This window comes from Thauera butanivorans NBRC 103042, from assembly GCF_001591165.1.
GTDB classification, from domain to species: Bacteria; Pseudomonadota; Gammaproteobacteria; order Burkholderiales; family Rhodocyclaceae; genus Thauera; species Thauera butanivorans.
In genome coordinates, this window is sequence record NZ_BCUG01000011.1 from 115,684 (window position 1) to 141,879 (window position 26,196).

Sequence of the window (26,196 nt, forward strand, 5' to 3'; positions counted from 1 at the left end):
AGTGCAGCACGACATGCAGCAAGCCGTGGCCGGCGTCGAGATCATCGGCCGCGACAGCCCCGAGCACCGCTTTTCCAGCCGCAGCATCCGCAGCTTCGTGCTGCGCCAGGGCCGCATGTCCGAGGCGCAGCAGCGCTACCTGGACGAGATGCTGCCGAAGGTGGGCATCGACTACCGCCTGGCGCCGCTCGACCTGGATGCCGCTTTCGGTCGCCGGGCGCCGAAGATCCTCGAGATCGGCTTCGGCATGGGCGAGACCACGGCGAAGATCGCCGCGGCGATGCCCGATCACGACTTCCTCGGCATCGAAGTGCATACGCCGGGTGTCGGCGCGCTGTGCAAGCTGATCGCCGAAGGCAAGCTGAGCAACTTGCGCATCATGCAACACGACGCCGTCGAGGTGATGCGCGACATGATCGCCGACGGCGCGCTGGCCGGCGTGCATGTGTTCTTTCCCGACCCCTGGCGCAAGAAGCGCCACTTCAAGCGCCGCATCATCCAGCCGGATTTCGTCGCGCTGATCGCGCGCAAGCTGGCGCCGGGCGGCTACCTGCACTGCGCCACCGATTGGGAAGACTATGCGCACTGGATGCTCGAGGTGATTGCCGCCGAGCCCCTGCTGCACAATACTGCCGACGGCTTCGCGCCGCGGCCCGACTACCGGCCGCTGACCAAGTTCGAGAACCGCGGCCTGAAGCTGGGCCACGGCGTCTGGGACCTGGTGTTCCGCCGCCGCACCGACTGAGGAGGGGCGTCCTGTGATCCGGGGCCTGTTCCGTTTCATCTTCGCCACGCTGCGGCTGTTCGTGCGCACGCTGGACTTCGTCGTGCGCGGGCTGTTCTACGCCATGCTGGTGTTCGGCGTCGGCATGATCGTGGCTTTCTTCTTCCGCCCCGAACCCGATATTCCGGCCGGCTCCGCGCTGCTGCTGCGTCCGGGCGGCGCCATTGTCGAACAGGCGGTGTTCGACGGGCCGCTCGACCTCCTCGGCTCTGGCGGCACGCCCGCCGGGCAGAACGTGCTCGCCGACCTGCTCGAAGCGGTCCGCCTGGCCAGGGACGATGCGCGCATCAGCGCGCTGGTGATCGAGACCGACCAGTTGCTGGCCGGCGGCTTCTCCAAGCTGGGCGAACTGCGTGCGGCCATCCTCGACTTCAAGGCCTCGGGCAAGCCGGTGCTGGCGCGCGGCGAGCGCTTCACCCAGGGGCAGTACTACCTGGCGACGGCCGCCGACGAAGTGCACCTGTCGCCCGACGGCTTCGTGCTGCTGCACGGCCTGTCGCGCTACGGCGCCTATTTCAAGGATGCGCTCGACAAGCTGGGCGTGAAGATGCACGTCTTCCGGGTCGGCGAGTACAAGTCCTTCTCCGAGCCCTTCACCCGCAACGACATGTCGGACGAGGATCGCGCCGCTTCGCGCGACCTGCTCGACGGCGTGTGGGCGATGCTGCGCGACGACGTCGCCGCGGCGCGCAAGCTGGCGCCGGAAGCGATCGACGCCCATGTGAACGACTACCGCGATGCGCTGGCGGCAGCCGGCGGCGACGGCGCGCTGGCGGCACGCAACGCCGGCTTGGTCGACCGCTTCAGCACGCGCGACGAATGGCGCGCACGCCTGATCGAGCGTGTCGGCACGAAGTCGCACAACGGTGATCCGCGCATGGTCGATGTCGATCGTTACCTCGCCGTGGCGCGGAGCAAGCAGCCGCAGCATGGCGAGCAGGTGGCGGTGCTGGTGGCGCAGGGGGCGATCGTCGATGGCCGTGAGCCGGCCGGCGTGGTCGGCGGCGACACCTTTGCCGAACTGATCCGCGCCGTCCGCAACGATGGCCAGGTCAAGGCCCTGGTGCTGCGCATCGACAGCCCGGGCGGCAGCGCCTGGGCGTCCGAAGTCATCCGCCGCGAACTCGAACTGACGCGCAAGGCCGGCAAGCCGGTCATCGCCTCGATGAGTTCGGTGGCGGCATCCGGCGGCTACTGGATCGCCGCCGGTGCCGACGAGATCTGGGCGGCGCCGGCGACCCTGACCGGCTCGATCGGCATCTTCGCGATGTTCCCGGAGTTCTCCGAACCCTTGCAGCGCCTCGGCATCAACATCGACGGCGTCGCCACTGCGCCGCTGGCCGGTGCGCTCGATCCGCGCCGGCCGCTCAGCCCGGCCGCGGCCGAGGCGATGCAACTCGGCATCGAGCACGGCTATCGCCGCTTCATCGACGTCGTCGCCAAGGCACGGGACATGAAACAGGGCGAAGTCGAGACCGTCGCCCGCGGCCGGGTGTGGCTCGGCGCGGCGGCGAGCGAGCTGGGCCTGGTGGATCAGACCGGCGGCCTGGAGGCGGCAGTCGCCGCCGCCGCGGCGCGCGCCGGCCTGGAGAACTACGACGTGGTGTGGCCGGAAGCGGGCCAGTCGCTGCAGGAACGCCTGCTGCGCCGGCTGGCGGGTTTCGCCGGGCAGTTCGGCATCGAACTGCCGCAGGCCGCGCCGTCGCCGCTGCTTCGCCTGCTGGCCGAAGCGCAGGCGCCCGCGGCGGCCCTGCTGCAATGGAACGATCCGCAGCATCAGTACCTGCATTGCCTGTGCGAGGCGCCCTGAGGGGCGCGCGCATGTGTCATCCATCCCGAGCATGAACAAGGAGACCGCATGAGACTCAGCAGCCAGAGCTTTGCCGACGACAATCCCATTCCGGGCGAGTTTGCCTTCTGCATTCCGGCCGACGAGGGCTACGTCTGCCTGGGCGGCAACCACAATCCGCAGCTGGAATGGTGCGAGGTGCCCGAAGGCACGCAGTCCTTCGTGCTGACCTGCCACGACCCTGACGTGCCGAGCAGGGGCGACGATGTGAACCAGGAAGGGCGCACGGTGCCGGTGGATCTGCCGCGGGTGGATTTCTTCCATTGGGTGCTGGTCGATCTGCCGCCCGATCTGCGTTCCATCGATGCCGGCCAGTTCTCCAACGAGGTGACGCCCGGCGGCAAGCAGGGGCCCGACACTTCGCTCGGCGCCCGGCAGGGCGTCAACGACTACACCGCCTGGTTCGCCGGTGACGAGTCGATGAAGGGCGACTACTACGGCTACGACGGCCCCTGCCCGCCGTGGAACGACGAGCTGATGCACCACTACGTATTCACGCTGTATGCGCTGGACGTGGCGAACTGCCCGGTCGAAGGCCGCTTCAGCGGCCAGGACGTGCGCGCGGCGATCGACGGCCACGTGCTGGCGGAGGCGCGCATCACGGGGACGTATACGCTGAATCCGTCGCTGCTCTGATATTGCGTCCTTCCCGACCCCACCCGTTCCGGCCCGCCTCTCGAGCTGGGGGCGGGTGGGGTTTCAGTTTTCCAGGAACACCTGCAACAGGTCGTTCAAGAAGCGCTGCCCGCGCGCGCTGGGCCTGATGCGTTCGCCGCTCGTGTCCAGCAAGCCCTGTTCCTGCGCCGCGCGCAGCTTTTCGCCGATGGCTTCCAGCGGAATGCCGGTGCGCGCGGCGAACAGCTTGGCTGGCACGCCCTCGGTCAGGCGCAGCGCGTTCATCATGAATTCGAAGGGCAGTTCCGCCACCGCGACTTCGCGCGCTTCCTGGACGAAATCGCCGCGCACCGCGCCTTCGAGGTAGCGCGCCGGGTGCTTGTGGCGCATCTCGCGGCGGATGCCTTCGTGGCTGGACAGCTTGCCGTGGGCGCCGGGGCCGATGCCGAGGTAGTCGCCGAAGGTCCAGTAGTTGAGGTTGTGCCGGCTCTGAGCGTGCGGACGGGCGAAGGCGGAGGTTTCGTAGTGCGCGAAGCCGGCCGCGGCGAGGCGGGCCTCGATCGCTTCCTGCATGTCGGCGGCGCTGTCGTCGTCGGGCAGCGGCGGCGGGTCGTGGGCGAAGGGCGTGTTCGGTTCCAGCGTCAGGTGGTAACAGGACAGGTGCTCGGCGCCGAAGCCGAGCGCGGTGTCGAGGTCGGCCAACGCCTGCTCCAGGGCCTGGCCGGGCAGAGCGTACATCAGGTCGAGATTCACGCGCTCGAAATGTGTGGTGGCGGCGTCGATGGCGCGTTTTGCCTCATCGCCGCCGTGGATGCGGCCGATCTTCGCCAGCATGGCGCCGTCGAAGCTCTGGATGCCGAGCGAGATGCGATTGACGCCGGCGGCGCGGTAATCGCGGAAGCGCCCGGCCTCGACAGTGCCGGGATTGGCTTCGAGGGTGATCTCGGCCAGCGGGTCGAGTTGCAGCAGCATGCGGATGCTGGTGAGCAGGGTGTCGAGCGTGTGCGCCGACATCAGGCTGGGCGTGCCGCCGCCGATGAAGATGCTGTGCACCCGCCGGCCCCAGACCTGCGGCAGCGCGTGCTGCAGGTCGGCGAGCACGGCGTCGAGCCAGGCCTGTTCCGGAATGCCGCCGTCGCGCGGCGCGTGCGAGTTGAAATCGCAGTAGGGGCACTTGCGCACGCACCAGGGGAAATGCACGTACAGCGCCAGCGGCGGCGGGGCTTCGAGTTGCGGGCGCTGCGGCAGCGGCACAGTGCGCGCCGCCGGGGCGGGGGTGAGCGGGATGATGCGACGGGTCACGGCAGGGTCCAGGGCTGGGCGAAGCGGGCGGCGCCGGACTGCGCGCCTGACCCGCCCGGCGGCTCATAGCGGGTGTGATTCGAGGCGGGCGAGCAGGTGGCGCATGGCCGCGCCGCGGTGGCTGAGGGTGTTCTTCAACGTGGCGTCGAGTTCGGCGGCGGTCTGTTCGAGTTCGGGCAGCCAGAACAGCGGGTCGTAGCCGAAGCCGCCTGCGCCGCGCTCGGCGCTGAGGATCTGGCCGTGCCATTCGCCGTCGGCGATCAGCGGCTGCGGATCGTCGGCGTGGCGCACCAGTACCACCACCGAGCAGAAATAGGCGCTGCGCTGCTCGGGGTCGGGGAAGGCGGCCAGCTTTTCCAGCAGCAGGGCGTTGTTGCGCGCGTCGGACTTCGGCTCGCCGGCGAAGCGGGCCGACTGTACGCCGGGTGCGCCGGCCAACGCCGCGACGCACAGGCCGGAATCGTCGGCCACCGCCGGCAGGCCGGTGGCCGCGGCGGCGTGGCGGGCCTTGGCGAGCGCGTTCTCGACGAAGGTGAGGTGGGGTTCTTCGGCTTCGCCGACGCCCAGCGCGCTCTGCGGGATGATCTCGATGCCCAGCGGTGCGAGCAGAGCCTGCATTTCGGCCGCCTTCTTGGCGTTGTTGCTGGCCAGTACCAGTCGTTTGCTCATGTCGGGTTCCTCGTGTCGGCACCATTGGTTGCGGCGTCGCTCACGGCGGCGCGCTGCAGTCCGACCAGGCGGCGGATGCCGCCTTCGGCGAGGTCGAGCAGGGCGTTCAGCTCGGCGCGCGAGAAGGCTGCGCCTTCGGCCGTGCCCTGCACTTCGATGAGGCCGCCGCCTTCGGTCATGACCACGTTCATGTCGGTGTCGCAGTCCGAATCTTCAGCGTAGTCCAGATCGAGCACCGGCGTGCCCTGGTGCATGCCGACCGACACCGCGGCGACGAATTCGCGCATCGGGCTGCGCGCCAGCTTGCCGGCGGCGACCAGGCCGGCGAGGGCATCGTGTACCGCGACGCAGGCACCGGTGATCGCGGCGGTGCGGGTGCCGCCGTCGGCCTGCAGCACGTCGCAGTCGATGATGATCTGGCGCTCGCCCAGCGCGGCGAGGTCGACCACCGCGCGCAGGCTGCGGCCGATCAGGCGCTGGATCTCCTGCGTGCGGCCGCTCTGCTTGCCCTTGGCCGCCTCGCGCGCGCCGCGGGTGTGGGTGGCGCGCGGCAGCATGCCGTATTCGGCGGTCAGCCAGCCCTGGCCCTTGCCGCGCAGGAAGCCCGGCACGCTGTCTTCGACGCTGGCGGTGCACAGTACGCGGGTGGCGCCGAATTCGACCAGCACCGAGCCTTCGGCGTGGCAGGTGAAGCCGCGGGTGAGGCGGACGCTGCGGAGTTCGTCGGGTTTGCGCTGGCTGGGTCGCATGGGGATGTCCTGTGGCTATCGTTTGTCGAATTTGTGGATGGCGGCGTTGATCTCGCGGATCGCGCGTTCGATCTCGTCCTCGTCGAGGTCGACGAGGCGGCCGCTGCCGCGGCTGGAAAGCTCCATCTCGGTGGCGAAATCGTCGAGCGCCATGGTCCGGGTCGAAATGGCGTCGGGCTGCGCCGCGCCGATGTCGTCGTGCCAGCACATCGCCACCAGCGACAGGTTGTCGGCCTTGTCGCCGCCGTGGAGTTCCGCGCGGTCGAGCAGCTGCGGGACGGCCTCGGCGGGCGGGATGCCATCCAGGCCGAGCACGATGTCGTCGTCGTCGAGCGGTCCCCATACGCCGTCGCTGCACAGCGCGATGAGGTCGCCGTCCTTCAGCGCGCAGGGCTCCGAATAGTCGATCTGCGGCGCATGCGTGCCGCCCAGGCAGGAGTAGATGCGGTTGCGCCCGGGATGGGCGGCGGCTTCGGCGGGGCCGATGATGCCTTGTTCGAGCAGCAACTGCACGCGCGAATGGTCGCGCGTCTGCTGCAGGATGCGGCCGCGGCGCAGCAGGTAGAGGCGGGAATCGCCCGCGTGCGCCCACCAGGCCGTACCGTTCTGGACCACGCAGGCGACGATCGTGGTGCGCGGCGCTTCGGCCAGGTTGCGGTCGAAGCTGTCGTCGAGGATGGCATGGTGCGCGCCGCTCAGCGCGCGCGACAGGAAATGCAGCGGGTCGGGCAGCGCGGGGTGGGCGTCGCGCTGGAAGGCATGGGTGATGTACTGCGCGGCGATGTGGGCCGCCAGTTCGCCGTGCTGGTGGCCGCCCATGCCGTCGGCGACGAGCATCAGCAGCGCATCGCGCGAATAGCAGTAGGCGATGCGGTCCTGGTTGGCGGAGCGGCGGCCGGTGCGGCTTTCCTGGTAGATGGTGAATCGCATGCTGCGCTCCTTCAACTGCGGCCGACGAAGGCCTTGAGCCGGCTGCCGAGATCGGTGAACCAGCGCGTGTGCGGTGTGGCTTCGGCCGTTGCCGTGGCTTTCTGCACCAAGGCCTTCTGCAGCGCATAGACGCTCTGCGGCCGGGCCAGCGGATCGAGCAGCAGGCACCAATCCACCAGCCCCAGCAACTGCGCGCTGTATTTCTCCGCGTGCGTCCTGACGAGCGGCTGCAGCGTGTCGTTCTTGACGCGTTCGTCCGCGCGCGGCGGCGCCTTGCCGACGATACAGGCGTGCAGCGCCGCGCCGACGCTGTAGACGTCGCTCCAGGGGCCGAGCTGGTCGCGGCGGTCGTACTGTTCGGGGGCGGCGAAGCCGGGGGTGTACATCGGCTTGAGCACCGGCTGCTTGCTCGCCAGCGTCTGGCGCGAGGCGCCGAAGTCGAGCAGCACCGGCGTGCCGTCGGCGCGCAGGTAGATGTTGGAAGGCTTGATGTCCAGGTGCAGCAGCTTGTGCGCATGCACCTCGCGCAGGCCGTTGAGCATGCGCACGAACACCGTGCGGATGAAGGACTCCTTCAGTTCGCCGCGATGCTTCTGGATGATGTCGTGCAGCGTGCGGCCGCGCTCGAACTGCATCACCATGTATACCGTGCCGTTGGCGCGAAAGAAGTTGAGCACGCGGACCACGTTTGGGTGCATCAGCTTGGCCAGCGAGCGCCCTTCCTCGAAAAAGCACTTCATGCCGTAGCGGAAGGCGGGCAGATGCTCGTCCGACACCTGCGGCTCGATCTCGCCGTCCTTGCGCAGCGCGAGCGAGTTGGGCAGGTATTCCTTGATCGCCACCGGCGTGCCGATTTCGTCGTGCGCCAGATACACGATCGAGAACCCGCCCAGCGACAACTGGCGGTCGATGCGGTACTGATCGAGCAGGAAGCCTGCGGGCAGCGCGCAGTTGGCTTGAGGCGGCATCTTCGTGGGCGCTAGAATCCGGACTTTCCCAGCCTCTTTCCTGAGTGGGACCCGCAGTGTAATCCATCGCGCCGGGTTCCCGGAGACCCCCGATGATCCAAAGCATGACCGGCTTCGCGGTCCAGACCCGCGACCTGGGCAGCGTCAGCCTGCACCTCGAACTGCGCAGCGTGAATTCACGCTATCTCGACCTCGGCTTCCGCATCGTCGACGACCTGCGCCAGGCCGAACCGGCCATCCGCGAACGCATCAGCGCCCGGCTCGGGCGCGGCAAGGTCGAATGCCGCCTGAACCTCCAGGCCGGCCACGCCGCCCCGCGCAGCCTGGCGCTGAACGGCACGCTCGCCGACCAACTCGCCGAAGCCCAGGCCACACTGCGCGCCCGCTTCCCGGACGCCGCGCCGCTGTCGGTGAATGAACTGCTGCGCTGGCCCGGCATGCTCGCCGACGACAGCCTCGGCTTCGACGAACTGCTGCCGCACATCCGCGCGCTGGCCGACGCTGCATTGGACGAACTCGTCGCCACCCGCCAGCGCGAAGGCGAAAAGCTGGCCGACGCCATCCGCGAGCGCGTCGCCCGCATGCGCGAACTGGTCGCCACCGCCTCGCCGCGCATGCCCGCCATCGTCGCCGAATACCAGGACCGCCTCACCGCCAAGCTGCGCGATGCCGTCGCCAGCCTGGACGAAGACCGCATCCGCCAGGAAGTCGCCCTCTACGCCCAGCGCATCGACGTCGCCGAGGAACTGACCCGCTTGAGCACCCACCTGGACGAAGTCGAACGCATTCTTAAGTCCCCCGGTGCTGCGGGCAAGCGGCTGGATTTCCTGATGCAGGAGCTCAATCGGGAAGCGAACACGCTGGCGTCGAAATCGCCTGCGACGGACATCACGGGTATTGCGATGGAGATGAAGGTGTTGATCGAGCAGATGCGGGAGCAGGTGCAGAACATAGAGTGAGGTTTCGGGGGGGCTGATGCCGCCCCAATACGCCTTGAAACCCGGTTTCTGGAGGGGGACGTGCTGAAAATCACGTGGAACAGGGCGCAGGGTGGGTTATGAACTGGCAGACTGTCGGCATTTACATATTGATATCGTGTCCAGCAAGAACGCTGGCATACGCTTTCAGCCATGACTAGCCTCTTCTTCGAAAAACCCATTCTCAACTCCCCGTACGACTACCCGTCGCGACACTGGGAGTTGGACAAGAATGGGCAACCCACGCAGCAGATCGTCTACAGCCGGCGGCGTGCTGAGTTCATCACACCCATCCCCAAGCCCAAGAAGCAGAAAGGTCAAGCCAAACAGGGATCGCTTCTTTTCGACGAAGGCAAAGGCCTTTCAACGCAAGCGCAGCAATACGACCACCAGGCCGTCATCAACGCCGTTCGGCAAGAGGTCGATAAATGGCGTGCGCTGCCCAATCCGGCAGATTGGCGAGTCACGCCGGAAACCGCACGATTGCTCCAGCACTGGCGTCACCACGAGTTCAGCGGTGTGCGCCCATTCTTCTGCCAGGTCGAGGCTGTGGAAACGGCCATCTGGTTGACCGAGGTAGCGCCGCAGTTCGGCAAGATGGGAAAGAACTTCCTCGACCATCTGGAACGCGCCAATCAGGACGCCAACCCTGGCCTTGCGCGCTTGGCGCTCAAGTTGGCCACAGGTGCCGGCAAGACCACGGTGATGGCCATGCTGATCGCCTGGCAGACCATCAATGCCGTCCGGCGGCCAACCAGCCGACGCTTCACCCGTGGTTTCCTGGTCGTCGCGCCAGGCTTGACCATCCGCGATCGCCTGCGCGTCCTGCAGCCCAACGACCCCGACAGCTACTACGCCAGCCGCGAACTGGTGCCCGGCGACATGCTGCCCGACCTGGAGCGCGCCAAGATCGTCATTACCAACTACCACGCCTTCAAGCGGCGCGAGCGGGTGGAACTGTCCAAGGGCGGACGTGCCTTGTTGCAAGGCCGGGGCGGCGATGACCTTGACACCCTCGAAACCGAAGGACAAATGCTCCAGCGCGTCATGCCCGATCTGATGGGCTTGAAGGATGTACTGGTCATCAATGACGAAGCGCATCATTGCTACCGTGAAAAACCAGACGCCTCTGAAGACGACGACCTGAAAGGGGACGAGAAGAAAGAGGCGGAACAAAACAACGCCGCAGCCCGGCTTTGGATTTCCGGCCTCGAAGCCGTCCAGCGCAAGCTGGGCGTATCCCGCGTGTTCGACCTGTCAGCCACGCCATTCTTCCTGCGCGGCTCAGGTTATGCCGAAGGCACCCTGTTCCCTTGGGCCATGAGCGATTTCTCGCTAATGGATGCCATCGAATGCGGCATCGTCAAACTGCCGCGCGTGCCTGTCGCCGACAATATCCCCGGCGCCGAAATGCCGATGTTCCGCAATCTGTGGGAACACATCCGCACCGAAATGCCCAAAAAGGGCCGCGGTAAAGCCGAAGGCCTGAATCCGCTGGAACTACCCACGCAGCTACTGACCGCGCTGGAAGCCCTTTACGGCCACTACGAAAAGACCTTTGCGCTGTGGGAGGAAGCCCGGATCACCGTGCCGCCTTGCTTCATCGTTGTGTGCAACAACACTGCCACTTCGAAGCTCGTGTACGACTACATCTCGGGCTTCACGCGTGCCGATGGCAACCATGAGCCGGGCCGACTGCCGCTGTTTCGCAATCAGGACGAATACGGCAACGCGCTGGGTCGGCCCTACACCCTGCTGATCGACAGCGAACAACTCGAATCCGGTGAAGCGCTGGATAGCAACTTCCGGGGTATGGCAGCCGATGAAATCGAGCGCTTCCGCCGCGAAATCGTCGAGCGTACGGGCGATGCTCTGGCCGGGCAGAAGATCACAGACCAGGATTTGTTGCGCGAAGTGATGAACACTGTGGGCAAACCCGGCCGGCTGGGCGACTCGATCCGCTGTGTGGTCTCGGTCTCCATGCTCACCGAAGGCTGGGATGCCAATACCGTGACCCATGTGCTTGGGGTACGAGCCTTCGGCACGCAACTGCTGTGCGAACAGGTGATTGGCCGCGCGCTGCGCCGCCAGTCCTACGAACTCAACGCCGACGGACTGTTCAACGTCGAATACGCCGACGTGCTGGGCATTCCATTCGACTTCAACGCCGAGCCCGTGGTCGCGCCGCCACAGAAGCCGCGCGAGAGCATCCAGGTCAAGGCCTTGCGGGAACGTGAGGCACTGGAAATCAGCTTCCCACGCGTGCAGGGCTACCGTGTGGAACTGCCCGAAGAACGCCTGCGGGCCGAGTTTACCGACGATTCGCGCATGGAACTCACCCCTGCGCTGGTGGGGGCAACCGAAACCCGCAACTCCGGCATCATCGGTGAACAGGTGGATCTCAACCTTGTCCACACCGGCGACGTGCGCCCCTCGCAAGTAGTGTATGAACTGACCTCCCATCTACTGCTCACGCGTTTCCGCGATGCCGATGGGCAGCCGCAACTGCACTTGTTCGGCCAGCTCAAGCGCATCGCCCGTCAGTGGCTGGACAACTGCCTGGAGTACAAAGGGGGCACCTATCCCGCCCAACTGAAGTACAAGACCTTGGCCGACGATGCCTGCGAACGCATCAATGCCGGCATCACCCGAGCCTTTCTCGGCCAGCGGCCCGTCCAGGCTGTGCTTGATCCGTACAACCCCGTGGGCAGCACCCGGCATGTGAGCTTCAACACCTCGAAGACCGAGCGCTGGGATACCAGCGGCAGCAACGGCGGCCCGCGCTGCCACATCAACTGGGTCATCCTCGACAGCGACTGGGAAGCCGAATTCTGCCGCGTGGCCGAGTCTCACCCTCGCGTACGCGCCTACGTGAAGAACCACAACCTGGGTCTGGAAGTGCCCTACCGCAAGGACGGCCAACCGCACCGCTACCGCCCCGATTTCATCGTGCGTGTGGACGATGGACATGGTGAGGGCGATCTGCTCAACCTTGTGGTCGAGATCAAGGGCTTCCGCGGTGAAGACGCCAAGATCAAGAAGGAAATCATGCTCACCCACTGGGTGCCCGGCGTGAATCGGCTCGGCACCTATGGCCGCTGGGCCTTCGTCGAATTTGCTGACGTGTGGCAGATGCAGGACGACTTTGCCGAGAAGGTGCAGCAGGCGTTCGACGCAATGTTGCAGCAGGCGGGGGGAGCTTCATGAGCCTTATCAGAGAGAAGAAAACCGTATGAAAAGTGAACTTGTTCACTCGCTGACCCAGACTTTTGAAGGGCACGCCCAACAAACGGAAACCGGTGTCGAGTACTGGTTGGCCCGAGACCTTCAGCACCTGCTGGGATACACCAAATGGGACAACTTCCTGAACGTCGTCTCCAAGGCCAAGACAGCCTGCGAAGTCTCCGGCCATGCCATCGCCGACCATTTTGCCGACGTCGGCAAAATGGTCGATCTCGGTTCCGGCAGCCAGCGCGAAGTGGACGACCTGATGCTCACCCGCTATGCCTGCTACCTCATCGCCCAGAACGGTGACCCGAAGAAGCAGCAGATCGCCTTCGCCCAGACCTACTTCGCCGTTCAGACCCGCCGGGCCGAACTGATCGAGCAGCGCCTGCTCGACGCCGAGCGTGTGGCCGCGCGCAAGAAGCTCAGCACCACGGAGAAGGAACTGTCCGACGTGATCTTCGAGCAGACCGGGGGCAATCAGGACTTTGCCCTGATTCGTAGCAAAGGTGACCATGCCCTGTTCGGCAAATCCACTCAGGCCATGAAAGCGCAATGGAAGGTGCCCGACAGCCGACCGCTGGCCGACTTCGCCCCTACCATCATCCTGAAGGCCAAGGACTTCGCCACCGAAATCACCATCTTCAACGCCCGCGAACACAAACTGGGCAGCGAACGTGCGATTTCCAAAGAGCACATCACCAACAACGAAGCCGTGCGCAAGACCTTGCTTGAGCGTGGTATCCGCCCCGAAAGCTTGCCGCCTGCCGAAGACGTGAAAAAGGTCGAGCGCCGCATCGCATCTGAAGACAAGAAAGCCCTGAAGAAACCGGACGCGCTGGATTCCTGACAATGGCCACCCGATCACCCAAAGCCCCTCTCACCGTCGACACCCTCAAGCACGAAGGTGCCACGCGCAAGAACAACCCCACGGCCGAATACCAGTCGCTCATGGCCAAGGACGAACAAAGCCCCAAGCCCGTGGCCTATCCGCGCGCCAATACGCAATGGCTCAGCGAATTGGCGGCCTTGCACGACCAGGGCAAATCGTCGGATTCGTTCCAGCAGCGCCTGAACCGGGATCTGGACCCCCAACTGCTGTGGCGCGGCAAAGACCAGCAAGACTGGAGCGATCTCGTTGTCAATGCGCCGCCGCTCTACATCCAGGAGAAGGTGCACCCCAAGGTGCTGGTCGATGAGCTGCGCCGCGAGACCGAGCGCCAGCGCGAGGCAGCGGCACGCGGCAAGGGTCAGCCGACCGACCAGCCCGACCTGTTTGCCGACTTCAACGGTCTGCCCAGCGACAATGCCCGAACCGAGTTCTACCAGCACGACATGCACTGGGCCAACCGCATGATCCTGGGCGACAGCCTGCAGGTGATGGCATCTCTCGCCGAGCGTGAGGGCCTGCGCGGTAAGGTTCAGTGCATCTATTTCGATCCACCCTACGGGATCAAATTCAACAGCAACTTCCAGTGGAGCACCACCAGCCGCGATGTAAAGGACGGCAACGCCCAGCACATCACGCGCGAACCAGAGCAGGTGAAGGCCTTCCGGGACACTTGGCGTGATGGCATCCATTCGTACCTGACCTATCTGCGCGACCGGCTGACGGTGGCGCGGGATCTGTTGACCGAGTCTGGGTCGATCTTTGTGCAGATTAGCGACGAAAACATTCATCGCCTTCGGTGCCTTTTGGACGAGGTGTTTGGCGATGAGAATTTTGTTTGTCAGATCGCTTTCTCAAAGACAACAGCGACATCTGCCTCGCTGTTGCCAACAAGCGGCGACTTCATTCTTTGGTATGCCAGAAAAAGAAGCGTCGTAAAGTATCGGCAGAGTTATCTAAAAAAATCGAATCAACTCGCCAGTTATAACGTGGCAGAGAAAAGAGGGACTGGGGAATGGAGGAAAATGACCAGCGAGGAAATCAAAGACTGGTCCAGTCTTCCTAATGGATGGAGTGTTTTATCAGCACAAAATCTCCGTTCCCAGGGAGTAAGAGCGAATACTACGTGCGCATTCGACTATCGGGGGAAAAGTTTTCACAGTGGAGCGAATCACAACTGGAAAACGACAATGGATGGCATGTATCGACTCATCAAAGCCGATCGTCTCATTCTTTCTGGAACACTCCCAAACTACAAGCGATACGTAGATGACTTCCCAGTAGTGCCAGTTTCTGACAATTGGGATGACACAGCAATCGCAGGTTTTTCAGGCGAAGACAAGCTTTACATTGTTCAAACAGCCGCAAAAGTTGTTGAGCGGTGTATTCAAATGACTACCGATCCCGGCGACCTCGTCCTCGACCCTACCTGCGGCTCCGGCACCACCGCCTACGTCGCCGAGCAATGGGGACGCCGCTGGATCACCATCGACACTTCGCGGGTCGCGCTGGCTCTGGCCCGCGCCCGCATCATGGGGGCACGCTACCCCTACTACCTGCTGGCCGACAGCCGCGAAGGCCAGTTGAAGGAAGCCGAAGTCACGCGCAGTGCGCCGTCCACCACGCTGGTGCATGGTGACGTGCGTCAGGGCTTCGTCTACGAGCGCGTTCCGCACATCACGCTCAAGTCCATCGCCAACAACGCCGAAATCGACGTGATCTGGGAGCAGCACCAGCAGGTGCTGGAACCCTTGTGCGCATCGCTGAATACCGCGCTCGGCAAGGCTTGGCAGGAGTGGGAAATCCCACGCGAAGCTGACGACAAATGGCCAGAGCAAGCCAAACGCCTGCACGCGCAATGGTGGCAGCAGCGCATCGCTCGGCAGAAGGAGATCGACGCCTCCATCGCCGCCAAGGCCGAGTTCGAATACCTCTACGACAAACCCTACCCAGACAAAAGCAAGGTGCGCGTGGCTGGCCCCTTCACCGTGGAAAGCCTCTCACCCCACCGCGTGCTGGCCGTGGGTGCCGACGACGAACTGATCGACCCGGCCAACCCGCATGCAGCGGAGCAGCAGGCCGAATACAACGCCGAACGCAACTTCGTCCAGATCATTCTGGAGAACCTCAAGACCGCCGGCGTGCAGCAGGCGCACAAGCAGGACAGGATCAGTTTCACCTCGCTCACGCCGTGGCCGGGCGACCTGGTCTGCGCCGAAGGCCGCTACGCCGAGGGCGAGACAGAAAAGCGCGCCGCCATCTTCATCGGCCCCGAGTTCGGCACTGTGGCCCGCCCCGACCTGGTGGCCGCCGCGCGTGAGGCCGGCGACGCCGGCTTCGACGTACTGATCGCCTGCGCCTTCAACTACGACGCGCATTCCAGCGAGTTCGACAAGCTCGGCCGCATTCCCGTGCTCAAGGCCCGCATGAATGCCGATCTGCACATGGCGGACGACCTGAAGAACACCGGCAAGGGCAACCTGTTCGTGATTTTCGGCGAACCCGACATCGATATCCTCGATGCCGGCTCGGACGGCGCCGAAGGCCAGGTGCGCGTGAAGGTCAATGGTGTGGACGTGTTCCACCCCAACACCGGCGAAGTGCGCAGCGACGGTGCCGAAGGCATCGCCTGCTGGTTCATCGACACCGACTACAACGAAGAAAGCTTCTTCGTCCGCCACGCCTATTTCCTGGGTGCGAACGATCCCTACAAATCCCTCAAGACCACGCTCAAGGCCGAAATCGATGCAGATGCCTGGGCTACGCTCAACAGCGATACATCCCGGCCGTTCGACAAGCCAAAGTCAGGGCGGATCGCGGTGAAGGTGATCAATCACCTGGGGGATGAGGTGATGAAGGTATTCAGGGTATGACTGCTTATACCAACTTAGTGAGCGACTTTCCGAAACGTTGTCTGCGCTTGCTTGATACAGTTGAAGATATCTGCAAGAAGAATAACTTGGACGTCACGCTGTTACTCAATGTTGCATCAAGCGGATTGGTCATTCCGATGGAAAGGCTTTCATCGAGTCACCCCTCAGACGATCGAAATGTGCTTCCAAAATGCGCTCAGAAATACCTAAATCAAACCCTCGGACGGCCCTTCATTCAGTCAAGTTTAGCCAGCGATTCAAAAGAAGAATGGAAATTCGGAGAGGCCACCTTGGCCTCTTGGAATACTGACCCTGATGGCTGGGCAATGAGCGCGCTTACATCGCAACCCACGAATGAGGTTATCTCAATAATCAGAAACTCTCTTGCGCACGGAAATATCCATGCGAGAGGAAAGCCTGAGATTCAAGAGATTATATTTTCTAGCAAGAAGCGAAAATCATTGCAATTACCTTGCGGTTGCAAGGAGATGCAGGATGTGGGCATGAAATATGTTTCTGCAACACCGAAAGCATTTACCCGTTTCTTGCGAGAATGGTTTTCCTTTCTCGACAAACAACCTGCTGTTGAATGCTGCACGTCCCTCTAGTCAGTGAGCACAACGCACATGGATTTCCGCATCGCCGACACCTTTACCGACAGCCTCGCCCGCTTGACCGGCGAGGAACAGAAACTCGTCAAGACCACTGCCTTCGATCTGCAAATCAACCCCGTAAATCCGGGGATGAAGTTGCACCGGGTCGAACAGTCGAAGGACAAGCATTTCTGGTCAGCAAGGGTAAATCGTGATCTGCGCCTGATCGTTCATCGCACGGCAACGAGTTTCCTGCTGTGCTACGTGGCGCACCATGACCAGGCCTATCGTTGGGCCGAGCGCCGCAAGCTGGAGGTTCATCCCACCACCGGAGCCGCGCAATGGGTGGAGATTCGCGAACGCGTCGAAGAGATCGTGGTTCAGGCGGCGCTTGGGGTAGCGGATTCGGCGGGCGCTGTAGCGTTCCGCAGAAGTGCCCTGTTTGCAGAGCATTCCGACAGCGATTTGCTGGCCTACGGCGTGCCAGCCGATTGGCTGACTGACGTTCGCGCTGTGGCCGATGAAGACGAACTGCTGTCACTGGCCGGCCATCTGCCTTCTGAGGCTGCGGAGGCGCTGCTGGAACTGGCGACGGGTGGGCGGCCAGCTTTCGCCGTTGCGGCCCCTGCAGGCGCCGATCCCTTTGCTCACCCCGATGCGCAGCGCCGTTTCCGTGCCATGCACGATGTGGAAGAACTGCAACGTGCCCTCGATTTTCCGTGGGACAAATGGACGATCTTCCTGCATCCCGCGCAGCGTCAATGGGTGGAGCGGGACTACAGCGGCCCGGCCCGCATCGCCGGTTCGGCCGGTACGGGCAAAACCATCGTGGCGCTGCATCGGGCGGTGTTCCTGGCGCAGAACCATTCTGACAGCCGCGTTTTGTTGACCACGTTCTCCGACACGTTGGCCTACGCGCTGCACGACAAGTTGCGACGCCTGATCAGCAATCAGCCCCGGCTGGCTGAGCGGCTGGAGGTGTTGTCGCTGGACGCGATTGGCCTGCGGTTGTATCAGGCGCAGGTGGGGCCGGTGTGTGTAGCCTCAGAAACAGAACTGCGTGAGCTCATGCGGGCGGCCTGGGATGAATGTGCCCCGAGTTTGGGTGGATTGAAGTTCAGCCCGTCCTTTCTGTTCAGTGAGTGGGAGGAAATGGTCGATGCCTGGCAGCTCGATCAGTGGGAGTCCTACCGGGACATCAAGCGCTTGGGACGCAAGATCCGCTTGTCCGAGGCGCAGCGCGCAGCCTTGTGGCAGGTGTTCGAGCACATGCGGGGCAAACTGACCAGCCAGGGTTTGCTCACCTGGGCTGGCCTGTTCACCCGGCTTGCGTTCGAGCAAGCCAGACGCGCGGCTGTGGGGCAGGCTCCGGTCTTCGATCATGTGGTGGTGGACGAAGCTCAGGATCTGAGCGTGGCGCAACTGCGTTTTCTGGCGGCCTTGGCTGGTAATACGCCCAACGGACTGTTCTTTGCGGGTGATCTGGGGCAACGCATCTTTCAGCAACCGTTTTCATGGAAATCCTTGGGTGTGGATGTGCGAGGGCGTTCGCGAACCTTGCATATCAACTACCGGACTTCGCATCAAATCCGCGTCCAGGCAGATCGTTTGCTGGGGCCAGAGGTTTCTGATGTGGATGGCAATACCGAAGATCGCAGTGGCACCGTCTCGGTGTTCAATGGGCCGGATCCGCACGTCTGCCTTTTCGACAGAGCAGATCAGGAAATTGACGCGGTGGCGAACTGGCTGGGGGCACGCATCGCGGACGGCGTATGTGCGAGGGACATCGCAGTCTTTGTTCGCGCTGATGAACAGCTGGAACGCGCACGAGCCGCTGCCGAGCTTGCAGACATTGCGCACACAGTACTGGATGGCCGACTGGCCGCACTCACCGCAATGCCCGGAACTGCTCCGGATGCGTTGAATATTTCCACCATGCACTTGGCGAAAGGGCTGGAGTTCAGAGCCGTCGCGGTGATGGCCTGCGAGGATGAAGTGCTGCCACTGCAAGAGCGCATCGAATCCGTGGCCGACAAAGCTGATCTGGAGGAGGTCTACAACACTGAGCGGCACCTGTTATACGTGGCATGCACACGTGCCCGCGATTGGCTGTTTGTCACCGGCGTCGAACCGGGGTCGGAGTTCCTCCAAGATCTGCAGGGCACCGGCTTGGCAGCATGATGTTCTTCACCCCTCCGCGCGAGCACTTCTTCCGTCCCCTCACGCACGACAACCGTGAGTTGTGCGCCGCCGTGCTGCGGGCGCTGCACGAGCGGGTGCATGGCGCCAATGCTGACTATGCCGAGGTGCTGACGCGCGAACTGGTGCTGGAGGTGATCCAGCATGCTCTGACCGATCCCGCGCTGCGGGGCCTGGCCTTCGGGGCCGGGCAGACCGTGCGTGCCGACGAAGAGCGCACCTACGCCAGCGACCTGCTGCGCAAGCTCAAGGACCATGGCTGGCTGGAGGACTACCGCGATCCCATCGATCTGCGGCCCACGCTCAAGCTTAGCCGGGCCGGCAAGGCCTTCAGCGAGACCTTCGCCAATCTCGACGATTCCCGCGCCAAGACCCGCCAGCGCAACATGCGTTCGGCCCGCAAGGCGTTGGCGGCCTTCATCGCCGCCCGGGATGCCGACGAACTGCTGGACGCCCACGAGTTCGCCAGCCGCGTGGTGCAGGATTTGCAGGATGACATCGAATATTTCCGCCATCTGATCCAGAGCCTGACGCGCGAGGCGCTGGCGCAGAAGGTGGCCTGGAACGAGTTCAACGATTTCATCGAGAAGCGTTTCGCGCGCGAATACGCCGTGCGCCTGGTGGCCGACTCTGCCGAGCGCCATCGCGGCCAGATCAACGAGGCATTGGAAGAGGTGCGCGCCCTCGACGGCGAGCAACGCGCCCAGGTGGATGCTCACCTGCTGCAGCGCGCGCCCTGGCTGGAACAGATGGCGCAGGGCCGCAGCCCCATGCTGTGGCTCGCGGACCGCATCGAGAGCATGGTGGAAGCTGCCTGCGGTCTGAAGTTGCCGATGCTGCGCTCCGAAATGAACAACTACGTGCGCCGCTTCACCAGCCTGCTGCGGCAAGCGCTGTCGCTGGATTACGGCGCCGAATCCCCTCTGGGTCGCAGCATGGCCTGGCTGAAGGAGCGGCCGGCACCCGCGCGCGAAGCGCTGCTCGACGCGCTGGCCCGGCGCCTGGCCACCAGCGAGATCCGCCTGCCCGGTGGCGTGCTGCGCTGGACGGTGCGCGACCGCGAAGCCGAGGCGGTGGCGCAGGCCCCGCTGGTGGTGGACGAGGCCAGCCGCCTGAATGCTTTACTGCGCCGGGCCGAAGCCGAGGCTTTTGCCTTCAGCGATCAGCAGGTGCTGCAAAGTCTCTTGCCTCACTTGCAGGATGGGCCGATCACGCTGGCAGCACTGCCGGTGGACACCGCCGAGGACGCGGTGCGTGTGCTGCACGCCGTGGGCGCAGTGCGTTCGGCCGAAGGGCGGCGCCTGTTGCAGGCGCGCAAGACGGCGGGGCAGATGAGCACGCCCTACTTCCAGGCCGATGACTATGAGCTGCGCTTCGAACCGGTGGATGGGGCCGATGTGACGCTCGATCAGGCGCCCAGGAGATTCTGAACACACCATGCTGCAATCTCTGGCTCAGTACATCGAACAGCGGCTGGCGACCGAAGGCGCCGCTACCGTCAAGCCCGCACGCTTCGCCGAATTGGCCGGGCGGCTGCTGGCCAGCGGCGTGGTGTGGCGCGAGCATTCCCGGCCTGAAGCCGCGCTGTACGACGATGCCATCCAGTGCGAACAGTTGCTGCGCGAATGGTTCGCCTGCATCGGCTTCGTGCTGGTCCACGACAGCGATGCTCGCCTGCTGCGGCTGTACCCGCCTGGCGAAGGCGGTGGCGACGAGGAGGAAGACGGCGTGCGTCGCCTGCGCGCCCGCTTGTCGCGTGATTTCGTGGCCGCTGTAATCGCCCTGCGTTTTCTCTACACCGAGGCGCTGACCGGACGCCGCCCGCTGGTGGACGAACGCCTGGCCATCAGCCTGGAGGAGCTGTCCCAGGCAGTCGTGTCGCTACTGGCGCACAAGCTGCCCCACGCGGCCAGCGAGCGCATGGCCTTGTTGCGTGACCTGCGCAAGCACCGCGTACTGCATTTCGTCGAGGGCGATGACGCCGGGGACATGCAGATGGGTCTGGCCGTGCTGCGGCCGGTGATGAGCTTCGTCAGCGACGAGGCCCTGGAAGAAGCCTTGCGGCTGGTGGGGCGGCAGGTGCCCGCGTTGCTCAAGCCCGCCCCCGAGCCGGAGGGCAGCGCATGAAGATCGCCAGGCTACTCACCTGGCACTGGGGCTCGCTGGAGGACCGCGAATGGCCCTTTGCCGACGCCGTGTTGCTGACGGGCGAATCGGGTTCGGGAAAATCCACGCTGCTCGACGCCATCCAGACCGTGCTCACGGCCGCGCACCAGCACGTGGTGCAGTTCAACATCGGCCAGGACGAATCCACGCAGAGCCGGCGTGGCGGCAAGGAACCGCGCACCTTGGCCGCCTACGCCCTGGGCCAGCAGGCCGACGGCGTATTCCTGCGCACCCGCTCGACCAGCTACGCCGGCATCGTATTCGAGGCCTCCGAACAGGCGGGCGAGCAGGCCGAGCCCTTCACCGCCCTGGTGGGCGTGGAGGCCTTCGAGGACGGCCGTCGCGCCGTGCTGCAGGGGTCACCGCAGTTCTTCATCGTGCGTCGCCCGCTGTCGCTGGATCACCTGGCTCGCCGCACGGGCGAAGTGCTCACGGCCATGCCGGTGCCGCTCAAGGAGCTGTACGTGCAACTCCAGCACCGCCTGCAGGCCCATGCCGACAAGGCCGCCTCCGTGGTTCAGCGCTTCCCCGACAAGGGCGGCTATCTGCAGCATCTGTACGGCGCGCTGATGGGCAAGACGGCAGTAGGCGAGCACGATGCCACGCGCGCGGCAAAGTCGCTCGTCAAGGCCATGGCCTACAAGGAACTGGGCAACGTCAACGACCTGGTGCGCGACGAAATCCTGGAGCCGCACGATTTCAGCAAGGATCTGGACAAGATGCGCGAGCTGATGCGCGCCATCGCCAGCCTGAAACTGGAGGCCGAGCGCCTGGCACTGAATCTGGAGCGGCTCGACGCCGCCCAGGCCAGCGCGGACCAAGTGCTGGATGAGGCGCGGCGTTTCGTCACCACCACCATCGCCCATGCCCTGCGCACGCGCAGCGAGGCCCAGGATGAACTGGCCTCGGTGCAGCGCCAGATCGCCACGCAGGACAGGAAGCAGACGCAACTGCAAGAGAAGCTGGCCTCGCTCGAAGCACAGGAAACCCAATTGCGCGAGCAACTGCGCGGGGTGGACAAGCGCCTGGACGACAGCGACGTGGCGCGCGAAAAGCAGGCATTGGAGAACCAGATCCGCCTGCAGGCCGATCAGTTCCGCCTGCACTGGGGCCGCGTACAGGAGGCTGCGCGTGGCATTGGCGGGATGGCCACGCAGCTCGAACAGCTGCTGGCGCTGGACTTGTCGGCCGTGCCGGCGCTGGCGGCTGCAGTGGCAACCCTGCGCCCTCCAGCGCAGCAGGTTCTTAAACCCTGGCCCACCATGGCCGCGGCTTACACACGCGACGGCGTTCTGGACGGGGAACTGCCCGCCTTCGAACTGGAAGCCTTCGATGCGCAACTGGCCGCCTTGCGCCAGGGCATCCACGATGGTGATGCCTCGGTGCAGGGGGCGGTGCTGCAAGCCTTGACCGATGTGGGCGTGCAACTGAACCAACTGAAGGACGACACCGAGCAGCGCGACGCCGAACTGCGCCGCCTGCAGGGTGGCCGCCCCCAAGGGCCGAAGGATGCGCACGAGGCGGTGGCATTGATCGAACGCGAAATCCCCACCGCCCGCCCCCACCTGCTGGCCCAACTGGTGGAGCCCCGCCCCGGCTCCTGCTGGCAGAACGCCATTGAAGGCTACATGGGCGGCGACCGCTTCGCCATCATCGTCGAGGCCGGCATGGAGGCGCGCTGCGCCCGGCTGGTGAAGCAGCACTACCGCGTGCGTTCGCCCAAGGTCGTGCAGGGCCGCAGGGCGATGGAGGATACCGAGGGCCGCCAGCTGGAGGCCCGGGCCGTGCTGCACGAACTGGTCTGCCAGCACCCGGTGGCCCATGCCTTTCTGATGGCCCAGTATGGCCGCGTGCGCAAGGTCGAGAGCGAGGAGGAGCTGGCCAGAACCCCGCAGGGCCTGATGGAGCAAGGCCTGGGCAGCCGGGGCTATGGCATGTTCGCCTGCTATGAACCCGATGAGAAACTGACCTTCGGCGAAGCTGCCCGGCAGCGGCGCCGACAGTGGTGCGAGCAGGAACTGGTGCGGCTGGGGGAGGAGACGCGCGTTAAGAAGGCGCTGCGCCAGTCGCTGCAAGCGATCACCCGCATGTTCAACGGCCCCGTGTTCACGCCGTTGACGCCATTGATGCTCGCCGTGCTGGAGAGCCAAGTCCAGCATGCCCATGCCGAGCAAGCGCTCAAAGCGCTGGACCTGTCGGCCATCGACGCCTTGCTGGCCGAACAGAAAGACCTGAATGGGCGCATCACCGCCGTGCGTGTGCGACACCGCGATGAAACGGAACAGATGGGCGGTACCAAGCAGGCCATGAGCGGCCTGCGCCGGCGCGAAGCCGATCTGCAGGCGCGCTTGCCCGACCTCGATATCGCCTGCACCCACGCTACGGTCTGGGCTTCGCGTTTCGTGGGGGCCGTGCCCAGCCTGGCCACCGAGCCCCAATTGCTGGACGAGGCCCAGGCACTGGCGGCCGAACCCGAGACCAGTCTGGATGCGTTGCGCCTGCGGGTAGACCGCTTGCGCGAAGGTCTGCCCCGCACCTTGCGCGAACTGGCCCAGGCCGTGGGCACCTATCTCTCTGGCGCGCGTGACGACAGCGAGCGCTTCACCTGGATCGATCCGCCACGCAGCGTAGACCGCCTGAAAGAACTGCTTCCCCTCGTCGAATGCACCCGCGCCGCCATCGCCGAACAGGCACAGCGTCAGCGCGCCATCGGCCTGGCGGACAATGCGCGCGCCTTGCGCGAGGCCGAAGGCCAGTTCAACCACGTCTTTACCAGCAGCTTCTGCTTCAAGGTGCGCGACGACGTCAAGCAGGGCGCACTGACGCTGCAGCGGCTCAATCGCCACCTGCAGGACATCCGCTTTGGCAGCGACACCTTCCGGCTGGAGTGGGACTGGGTACCGCGCATGCAGAAAGTGCAGGAATTTTTCGAGGCGGTGGAAAGCGCGGTCGAAGGACTGGAGCATGACCGCGGCTCCATCTTCACCTCGCCCCGGCTCACCGATGAGCAACGCGCCACCGCCGAGGAGATCCGCCGCCTGCTGCTGGCCAACGACCAGGGCGCCAGCGAACGCGCGCTGCGTGATCTGGCCGACTACCGCAACTACCGGCGCTACGACATCTTGCGCACCAGCCCGGTGGGCACCACGCGGTTGTCCACCTGGGGTACGGGCTCGGGCGGCGAACTGGAAACGCCGTTCTACGTGGTGCGCTCGGCTGTGCTGGCCCATGCGCTTGGGCATTTCGGCCGCGACCGTCGCGAAGCGCCCGCCCTGCGCCTGATGCTTAGCGACGAGGCCTTCTCCAAGATGGACGAAACGCGCTCGCGCAACGTGCTGCAGTTCCTGTCGCGGACGCTGGGGCTGCAGCTCGTGGTGGCCATGCCCACCTCCAAGTCGGGCGCGGTCAAGCCCGAGTTCGACAAGGAGTTCACCTTCTCCAAGGTGATGGCACGCAGACCCAGTGGGGAAGGATTTCAAGAACTCTTCATCAGCGAAGCGCAGGAGAAAACGCTCAATCGCCCGGCCCTGGCCCGGTTGTGGAGTGCGCATGCCGAGCAGGCCCGCGAGGCCGCGCGCGTCCAGTGGCGGGAGACGCAGCAAGCTCAACAGCCGGTCGCCGAAGCCCGGCAACCCGCCATGGGATGTCCGGACATTGGGCCCGGTGGCGAAGACGGCGGTGACGGCCACACCGATAGCGGACCCCAGCCCTGATCATGGACACGCCTGAATCGTCCTCGACCCCCGATCTGCCTTCGCCGACCCCCTTCCTGCTGCGCCTGGCCCGCGTGCTGCTCGCCAAGGCCGAGCGCAGCACGGCCCAGGGGCCGGTGCGCTTGGCGCTGGACCGCAAGACCGCGCCTGAACTGCACGATGCCGTGGATGCCGACCAGATCCAGCTGCTGCGCATGCAGCTCGATGACCTGTGCGCTACGGGCTGGATGGCCTTGCTGCTGGAGGCGCCACGCGCATTTGCCAATTTCAGCGACCGCAAACCCCGGCTGGAGCTGTGCGATTTCGACGCCCTGGCGGCGTGGGCTGGCTACACCCCGCAAGCCCTGCGCTGGCGGCAGCAATGGCGGGCACACCTGGCCGCGTACTGGGCGGCGGATCCGCAGAACGCGCCTGCCGATCCGCCCGCCGTGCTGGACCACCTGGCCCGCAACCCGCTGGTCGCGATGGAAGAACTGCCATTGGACGAGGCCACCCGCAGCCTCTCTGCCTTGACCGCGTTGTGCCGGTCGGGCCGGACGATGGCCCTGCGCGAAGCCTCCGCCCGCGCCTTCCAGGGCCGTTCCAAAGTGCTGGACCACCGCGAGGAGCTGCTGCGACTGCTCGGTTCGACCTCGGGCCAGTTCACCGAGGCGCCGATCCAGTTGCTGTTGGCGCCGCCACCTGGGAAACCGGCAGGCGCCAACGATGGCGGGGCCAGTGCCTTCCAGGATGTGCTGTTCATCGAGAACCTGGTCACTTTTGAGCACATGGCCGATGCACGAGCCCAGGCCTGGGCGGGCAGCCTGCTGGTCTATGCGGCCGGTTTCCGGAGCAGTGCCCGCAGGCTGCGTTCCCGCGCCGGCTGCCGCCTGTACTTGCGCGCACCGGCGTCCGCCGCGTCACTGCCGGCGATCGAACGCTGGCTGTTCGAGCCGCCGCTGGACGCGCGAAACGGCTCGCTGGCCGTGCCTGTGTACTTCTTCGGCGACCTCGACCACGCCGGCATGCAGATTCTTGCCAGCCTGCGCGAGGTGTTTTCCCAGGCCAGCGCCTGGCGTCCAGGTTATGTTCAATTGGCGAGCTTGCTGGCAGTCGGCGCAGGCCACCCGCCGGAGCTGGCGGCCAAAGCTCAGCAAACGGACCCAGGTCGCACAGGCTGCGCCTATGCAGACGATGAGTTGCTTCCCCTGCTGCGCAGCCAGGGGCGTTTCATCGATCAAGAGGCTTTCGATCTCGACAATGTCGATGGACAGGGCCGATGATCGGCGCGTACTACGATACGGTGTTTACCGCCGCGCAAGCACAGGGCCTGCCTGTCGAAACGGCCGCGGACCACGCAGCTAGTGTAGTGATGCGTTCTTGAAGTGACTTATATTCGATCGTAACTTGTTGTCGTTATTGGATTTTGTATGGATTCATTAGCGTGCAACACCACACTAGCGCCTTCCTGGATGGCAAGCCCGCGCGCCAAGGCAAACGCAAATGCAGCGGCGCCGACCGCCACACCGCCTTCTGGGCGTCCAGCTTCCTGCGCACGCTGCCGGCGCAAACCTGGCAGCAGGAGTCGCTCGGCCTGGTCCTGGCCCGCTACCTGGGCCAGGATCGTGTCGCCTGCCCGGACATCGTGGCCCACGTCGCCAGGCTTGCACCCGATGTGCTCCAGCGGGCCGCCCGTCACGCCGGGCTGGTGCTGCG

19 protein-coding genes are annotated in these 26,196 nt (G+C 64.8%); 14 read left to right on the forward strand and 5 right to left on the reverse strand.

Annotation, left to right across the window (positions count from 1 at the left end):
- Positions 1–13: 13 nt before the first annotated feature.
- From trmB to TBU01S_RS05920, 3 genes are read left to right on the forward strand one after another with little or no spacing between them, the layout of a single operon-like run.
- Positions 14–745 (forward strand): tRNA (guanosine(46)-N7)-methyltransferase TrmB, encoded by a 732-nt coding sequence (trmB, locus tag TBU01S_RS05910; protein ID WP_088178842.1) that lies wholly within the window; start codon positions 14–16, stop codon positions 743–745.
- Between the two features lie 13 nt (positions 746–758).
- Positions 759–2,594, forward strand: a complete 1,836-nt coding sequence (gene sppA / locus TBU01S_RS05915; protein ID WP_068635709.1) for a signal peptide peptidase SppA — start codon at positions 759–761, stop codon at positions 2,592–2,594.
- A 48-nt stretch (positions 2,595–2,642) separates the two neighbouring features.
- Entirely contained in the window at positions 2,643–3,269 is a 627-nt protein-coding gene (locus TBU01S_RS05920; RefSeq protein ID WP_068635710.1) for a YbhB/YbcL family Raf kinase inhibitor-like protein, read from the forward strand.
- Between the two features lie 63 nt (positions 3,270–3,332).
- Here TBU01S_RS05920 and hemW read toward each other — a convergent pair whose 3' ends face one another.
- The 5 genes from hemW to TBU01S_RS05945 all read right to left on the reverse strand — a co-directional run bounded on the left by hemW (position 3,333) and on the right by TBU01S_RS05945 (position 7,866).
- A complete protein-coding gene (gene hemW, locus TBU01S_RS05925) occupies positions 3,333–4,550 on the reverse strand; it encodes a radical SAM family heme chaperone HemW (protein ID WP_068635711.1) in 1,218 nt (405 codons plus the stop codon).
- Positions 4,551–4,613: 63 nt separating this feature from the next.
- Positions 4,614–5,219, reverse strand: a complete 606-nt coding sequence (gene rdgB / locus TBU01S_RS05930) for an RdgB/HAM1 family non-canonical purine NTP pyrophosphatase (protein ID WP_068635712.1) — start codon at positions 5,217–5,219, stop codon at positions 4,614–4,616.
- Positions 5,216–5,968: a ribonuclease PH gene (rph, locus tag TBU01S_RS05935; RefSeq protein WP_068635713.1), complete on the reverse strand. Its 753-nt coding sequence runs from the start codon at positions 5,966–5,968 to the stop codon at positions 5,216–5,218. Before rph ends, rdgB begins: the two co-directional genes overlap by 4 nt.
- 15 nt (positions 5,969–5,983) lie before the next feature.
- The gene (locus tag TBU01S_RS05940) at positions 5,984–6,898 is read right to left on the reverse strand and encodes a PP2C family protein-serine/threonine phosphatase (protein ID WP_068635714.1); all 915 of its coding nucleotides are present in this window, start codon (positions 6,896–6,898) and stop codon (positions 5,984–5,986) included.
- Positions 6,899–6,909: 11 nt separating this feature from the next.
- Positions 6,910–7,866: a serine/threonine protein kinase gene (locus TBU01S_RS05945; protein ID WP_068635715.1), complete on the reverse strand. Its 957-nt coding sequence runs from the start codon at positions 7,864–7,866 to the stop codon at positions 6,910–6,912.
- Positions 7,867–7,958: 92 nt separating this feature from the next.
- Between TBU01S_RS05945 and TBU01S_RS05950 the strand changes: the two genes are divergently transcribed.
- The 11 genes from TBU01S_RS05950 to TBU01S_RS05995 form a co-directional block, all read left to right on the forward strand.
- Positions 7,959–8,825, forward strand: a complete 867-nt coding sequence (locus TBU01S_RS05950; protein WP_068635716.1) for a YicC/YloC family endoribonuclease — start codon at positions 7,959–7,961, stop codon at positions 8,823–8,825.
- Positions 8,826–8,996: 171 nt separating this feature from the next.
- On the forward strand, positions 8,997–12,050 hold the full coding sequence (locus TBU01S_RS05955) for a BPTD_3080 family restriction endonuclease (protein ID WP_068635717.1): 3,054 nt from the start codon (positions 8,997–8,999) through the stop codon (positions 12,048–12,050).
- Positions 12,051–12,075: 25 nt separating this feature from the next.
- On the forward strand, positions 12,076–12,918 hold the full coding sequence (gene dinD / locus TBU01S_RS05960) for a DNA damage-inducible protein D (protein WP_068635718.1): 843 nt from the start codon (positions 12,076–12,078) through the stop codon (positions 12,916–12,918).
- A 2-nt stretch (positions 12,919–12,920) separates the two neighbouring features.
- Positions 12,921–15,830, forward strand: a complete 2,910-nt coding sequence (locus TBU01S_RS05965) for a site-specific DNA-methyltransferase (protein WP_068635719.1) — start codon at positions 12,921–12,923, stop codon at positions 15,828–15,830.
- A complete protein-coding gene (locus tag TBU01S_RS23785) occupies positions 15,827–16,438 on the forward strand; it encodes a HEPN family nuclease (protein ID WP_157659103.1) in 612 nt (203 codons plus the stop codon). Before TBU01S_RS05965 ends, TBU01S_RS23785 begins: the two co-directional genes overlap by 4 nt.
- A gap of 18 nt (positions 16,439–16,456) precedes the next feature.
- Positions 16,457–18,604: a UvrD-helicase domain-containing protein gene (locus TBU01S_RS05970; protein WP_068635720.1), complete on the forward strand. Its 2,148-nt coding sequence runs from the start codon at positions 16,457–16,459 to the stop codon at positions 18,602–18,604.
- Positions 18,601–20,052, forward strand: a complete 1,452-nt coding sequence (locus TBU01S_RS05975; RefSeq protein ID WP_068635721.1) for a Wadjet anti-phage system protein JetA family protein — start codon at positions 18,601–18,603, stop codon at positions 20,050–20,052. Before TBU01S_RS05970 ends, TBU01S_RS05975 begins: the two co-directional genes overlap by 4 nt.
- 7 nt (positions 20,053–20,059) lie before the next feature.
- Positions 20,060–20,749, forward strand: coding sequence for a DUF4194 domain-containing protein (locus TBU01S_RS05980; RefSeq protein WP_068635722.1), 690 nt, complete (start codon positions 20,060–20,062; stop codon positions 20,747–20,749).
- Positions 20,746–24,501, forward strand: a complete 3,756-nt coding sequence (locus tag TBU01S_RS05985) for an SbcC/MukB-like Walker B domain-containing protein (protein ID WP_083953485.1) — start codon at positions 20,746–20,748, stop codon at positions 24,499–24,501. The genes TBU01S_RS05980 and TBU01S_RS05985 overlap by 4 nt, the downstream gene beginning before the upstream one ends.
- 2 nt (positions 24,502–24,503) lie before the next feature.
- Positions 24,504–25,763, forward strand: coding sequence for a hypothetical protein (locus TBU01S_RS05990; RefSeq protein WP_083953486.1), 1,260 nt, complete (start codon positions 24,504–24,506; stop codon positions 25,761–25,763).
- A gap of 161 nt (positions 25,764–25,924) precedes the next feature.
- A partial coding sequence (locus tag TBU01S_RS05995) for a hypothetical protein (RefSeq protein ID WP_157659104.1) occupies positions 25,925–26,196 on the forward strand: 272 nt, incomplete at its 3' end.

Coding starts and splice junctions, on each gene's coding strand:
- trmB (WP_088178842.1), top strand. CDS start 14: ATGCAGCAAGCCGTGGCCGGCGTCGAGATCATCGGCCGCGACAGCCCC.
- TBU01S_RS05920 (WP_068635710.1), top strand. CDS start 2,643: ATGAGACTCAGCAGCCAGAGCTTTGCCGACGACAATCCCATTCCGGGC.
- rdgB (WP_068635712.1), bottom strand. CDS start 5,219: ATGAGCAAACGACTGGTACTGGCCAGCAACAACGCCAAGAAGGCGGCC.
- rph (WP_068635713.1), bottom strand. CDS start 5,968: ATGCGACCCAGCCAGCGCAAACCCGACGAACTCCGCAGCGTCCGCCTC.
- TBU01S_RS05940 (WP_068635714.1), bottom strand. CDS start 6,898: ATGCGATTCACCATCTACCAGGAAAGCCGCACCGGCCGCCGCTCCGCC.
- TBU01S_RS05945 (WP_068635715.1), bottom strand. CDS start 7,866: ATGCCGCCTCAAGCCAACTGCGCGCTGCCCGCAGGCTTCCTGCTCGAT.
- TBU01S_RS05950 (WP_068635716.1), top strand. CDS start 7,959: ATGATCCAAAGCATGACCGGCTTCGCGGTCCAGACCCGCGACCTGGGC.
- TBU01S_RS05955 (WP_068635717.1), top strand. CDS start 8,997: ATGACTAGCCTCTTCTTCGAAAAACCCATTCTCAACTCCCCGTACGAC.
- dinD (WP_068635718.1), top strand. CDS start 12,076: ATGAAAAGTGAACTTGTTCACTCGCTGACCCAGACTTTTGAAGGGCAC.
- TBU01S_RS05965 (WP_068635719.1), top strand. CDS start 12,921: ATGGCCACCCGATCACCCAAAGCCCCTCTCACCGTCGACACCCTCAAG.
- TBU01S_RS23785 (WP_157659103.1), top strand. CDS start 15,827: ATGACTGCTTATACCAACTTAGTGAGCGACTTTCCGAAACGTTGTCTG.
- TBU01S_RS05970 (WP_068635720.1), top strand. CDS start 16,457: ATGGATTTCCGCATCGCCGACACCTTTACCGACAGCCTCGCCCGCTTG.
- TBU01S_RS05975 (WP_068635721.1), top strand. CDS start 18,601: ATGATGTTCTTCACCCCTCCGCGCGAGCACTTCTTCCGTCCCCTCACG.
- TBU01S_RS05980 (WP_068635722.1), top strand. CDS start 20,060: ATGCTGCAATCTCTGGCTCAGTACATCGAACAGCGGCTGGCGACCGAA.
- TBU01S_RS05985 (WP_083953485.1), top strand. CDS start 20,746: ATGAAGATCGCCAGGCTACTCACCTGGCACTGGGGCTCGCTGGAGGAC.
- TBU01S_RS05990 (WP_083953486.1), top strand. CDS start 24,504: ATGGACACGCCTGAATCGTCCTCGACCCCCGATCTGCCTTCGCCGACC.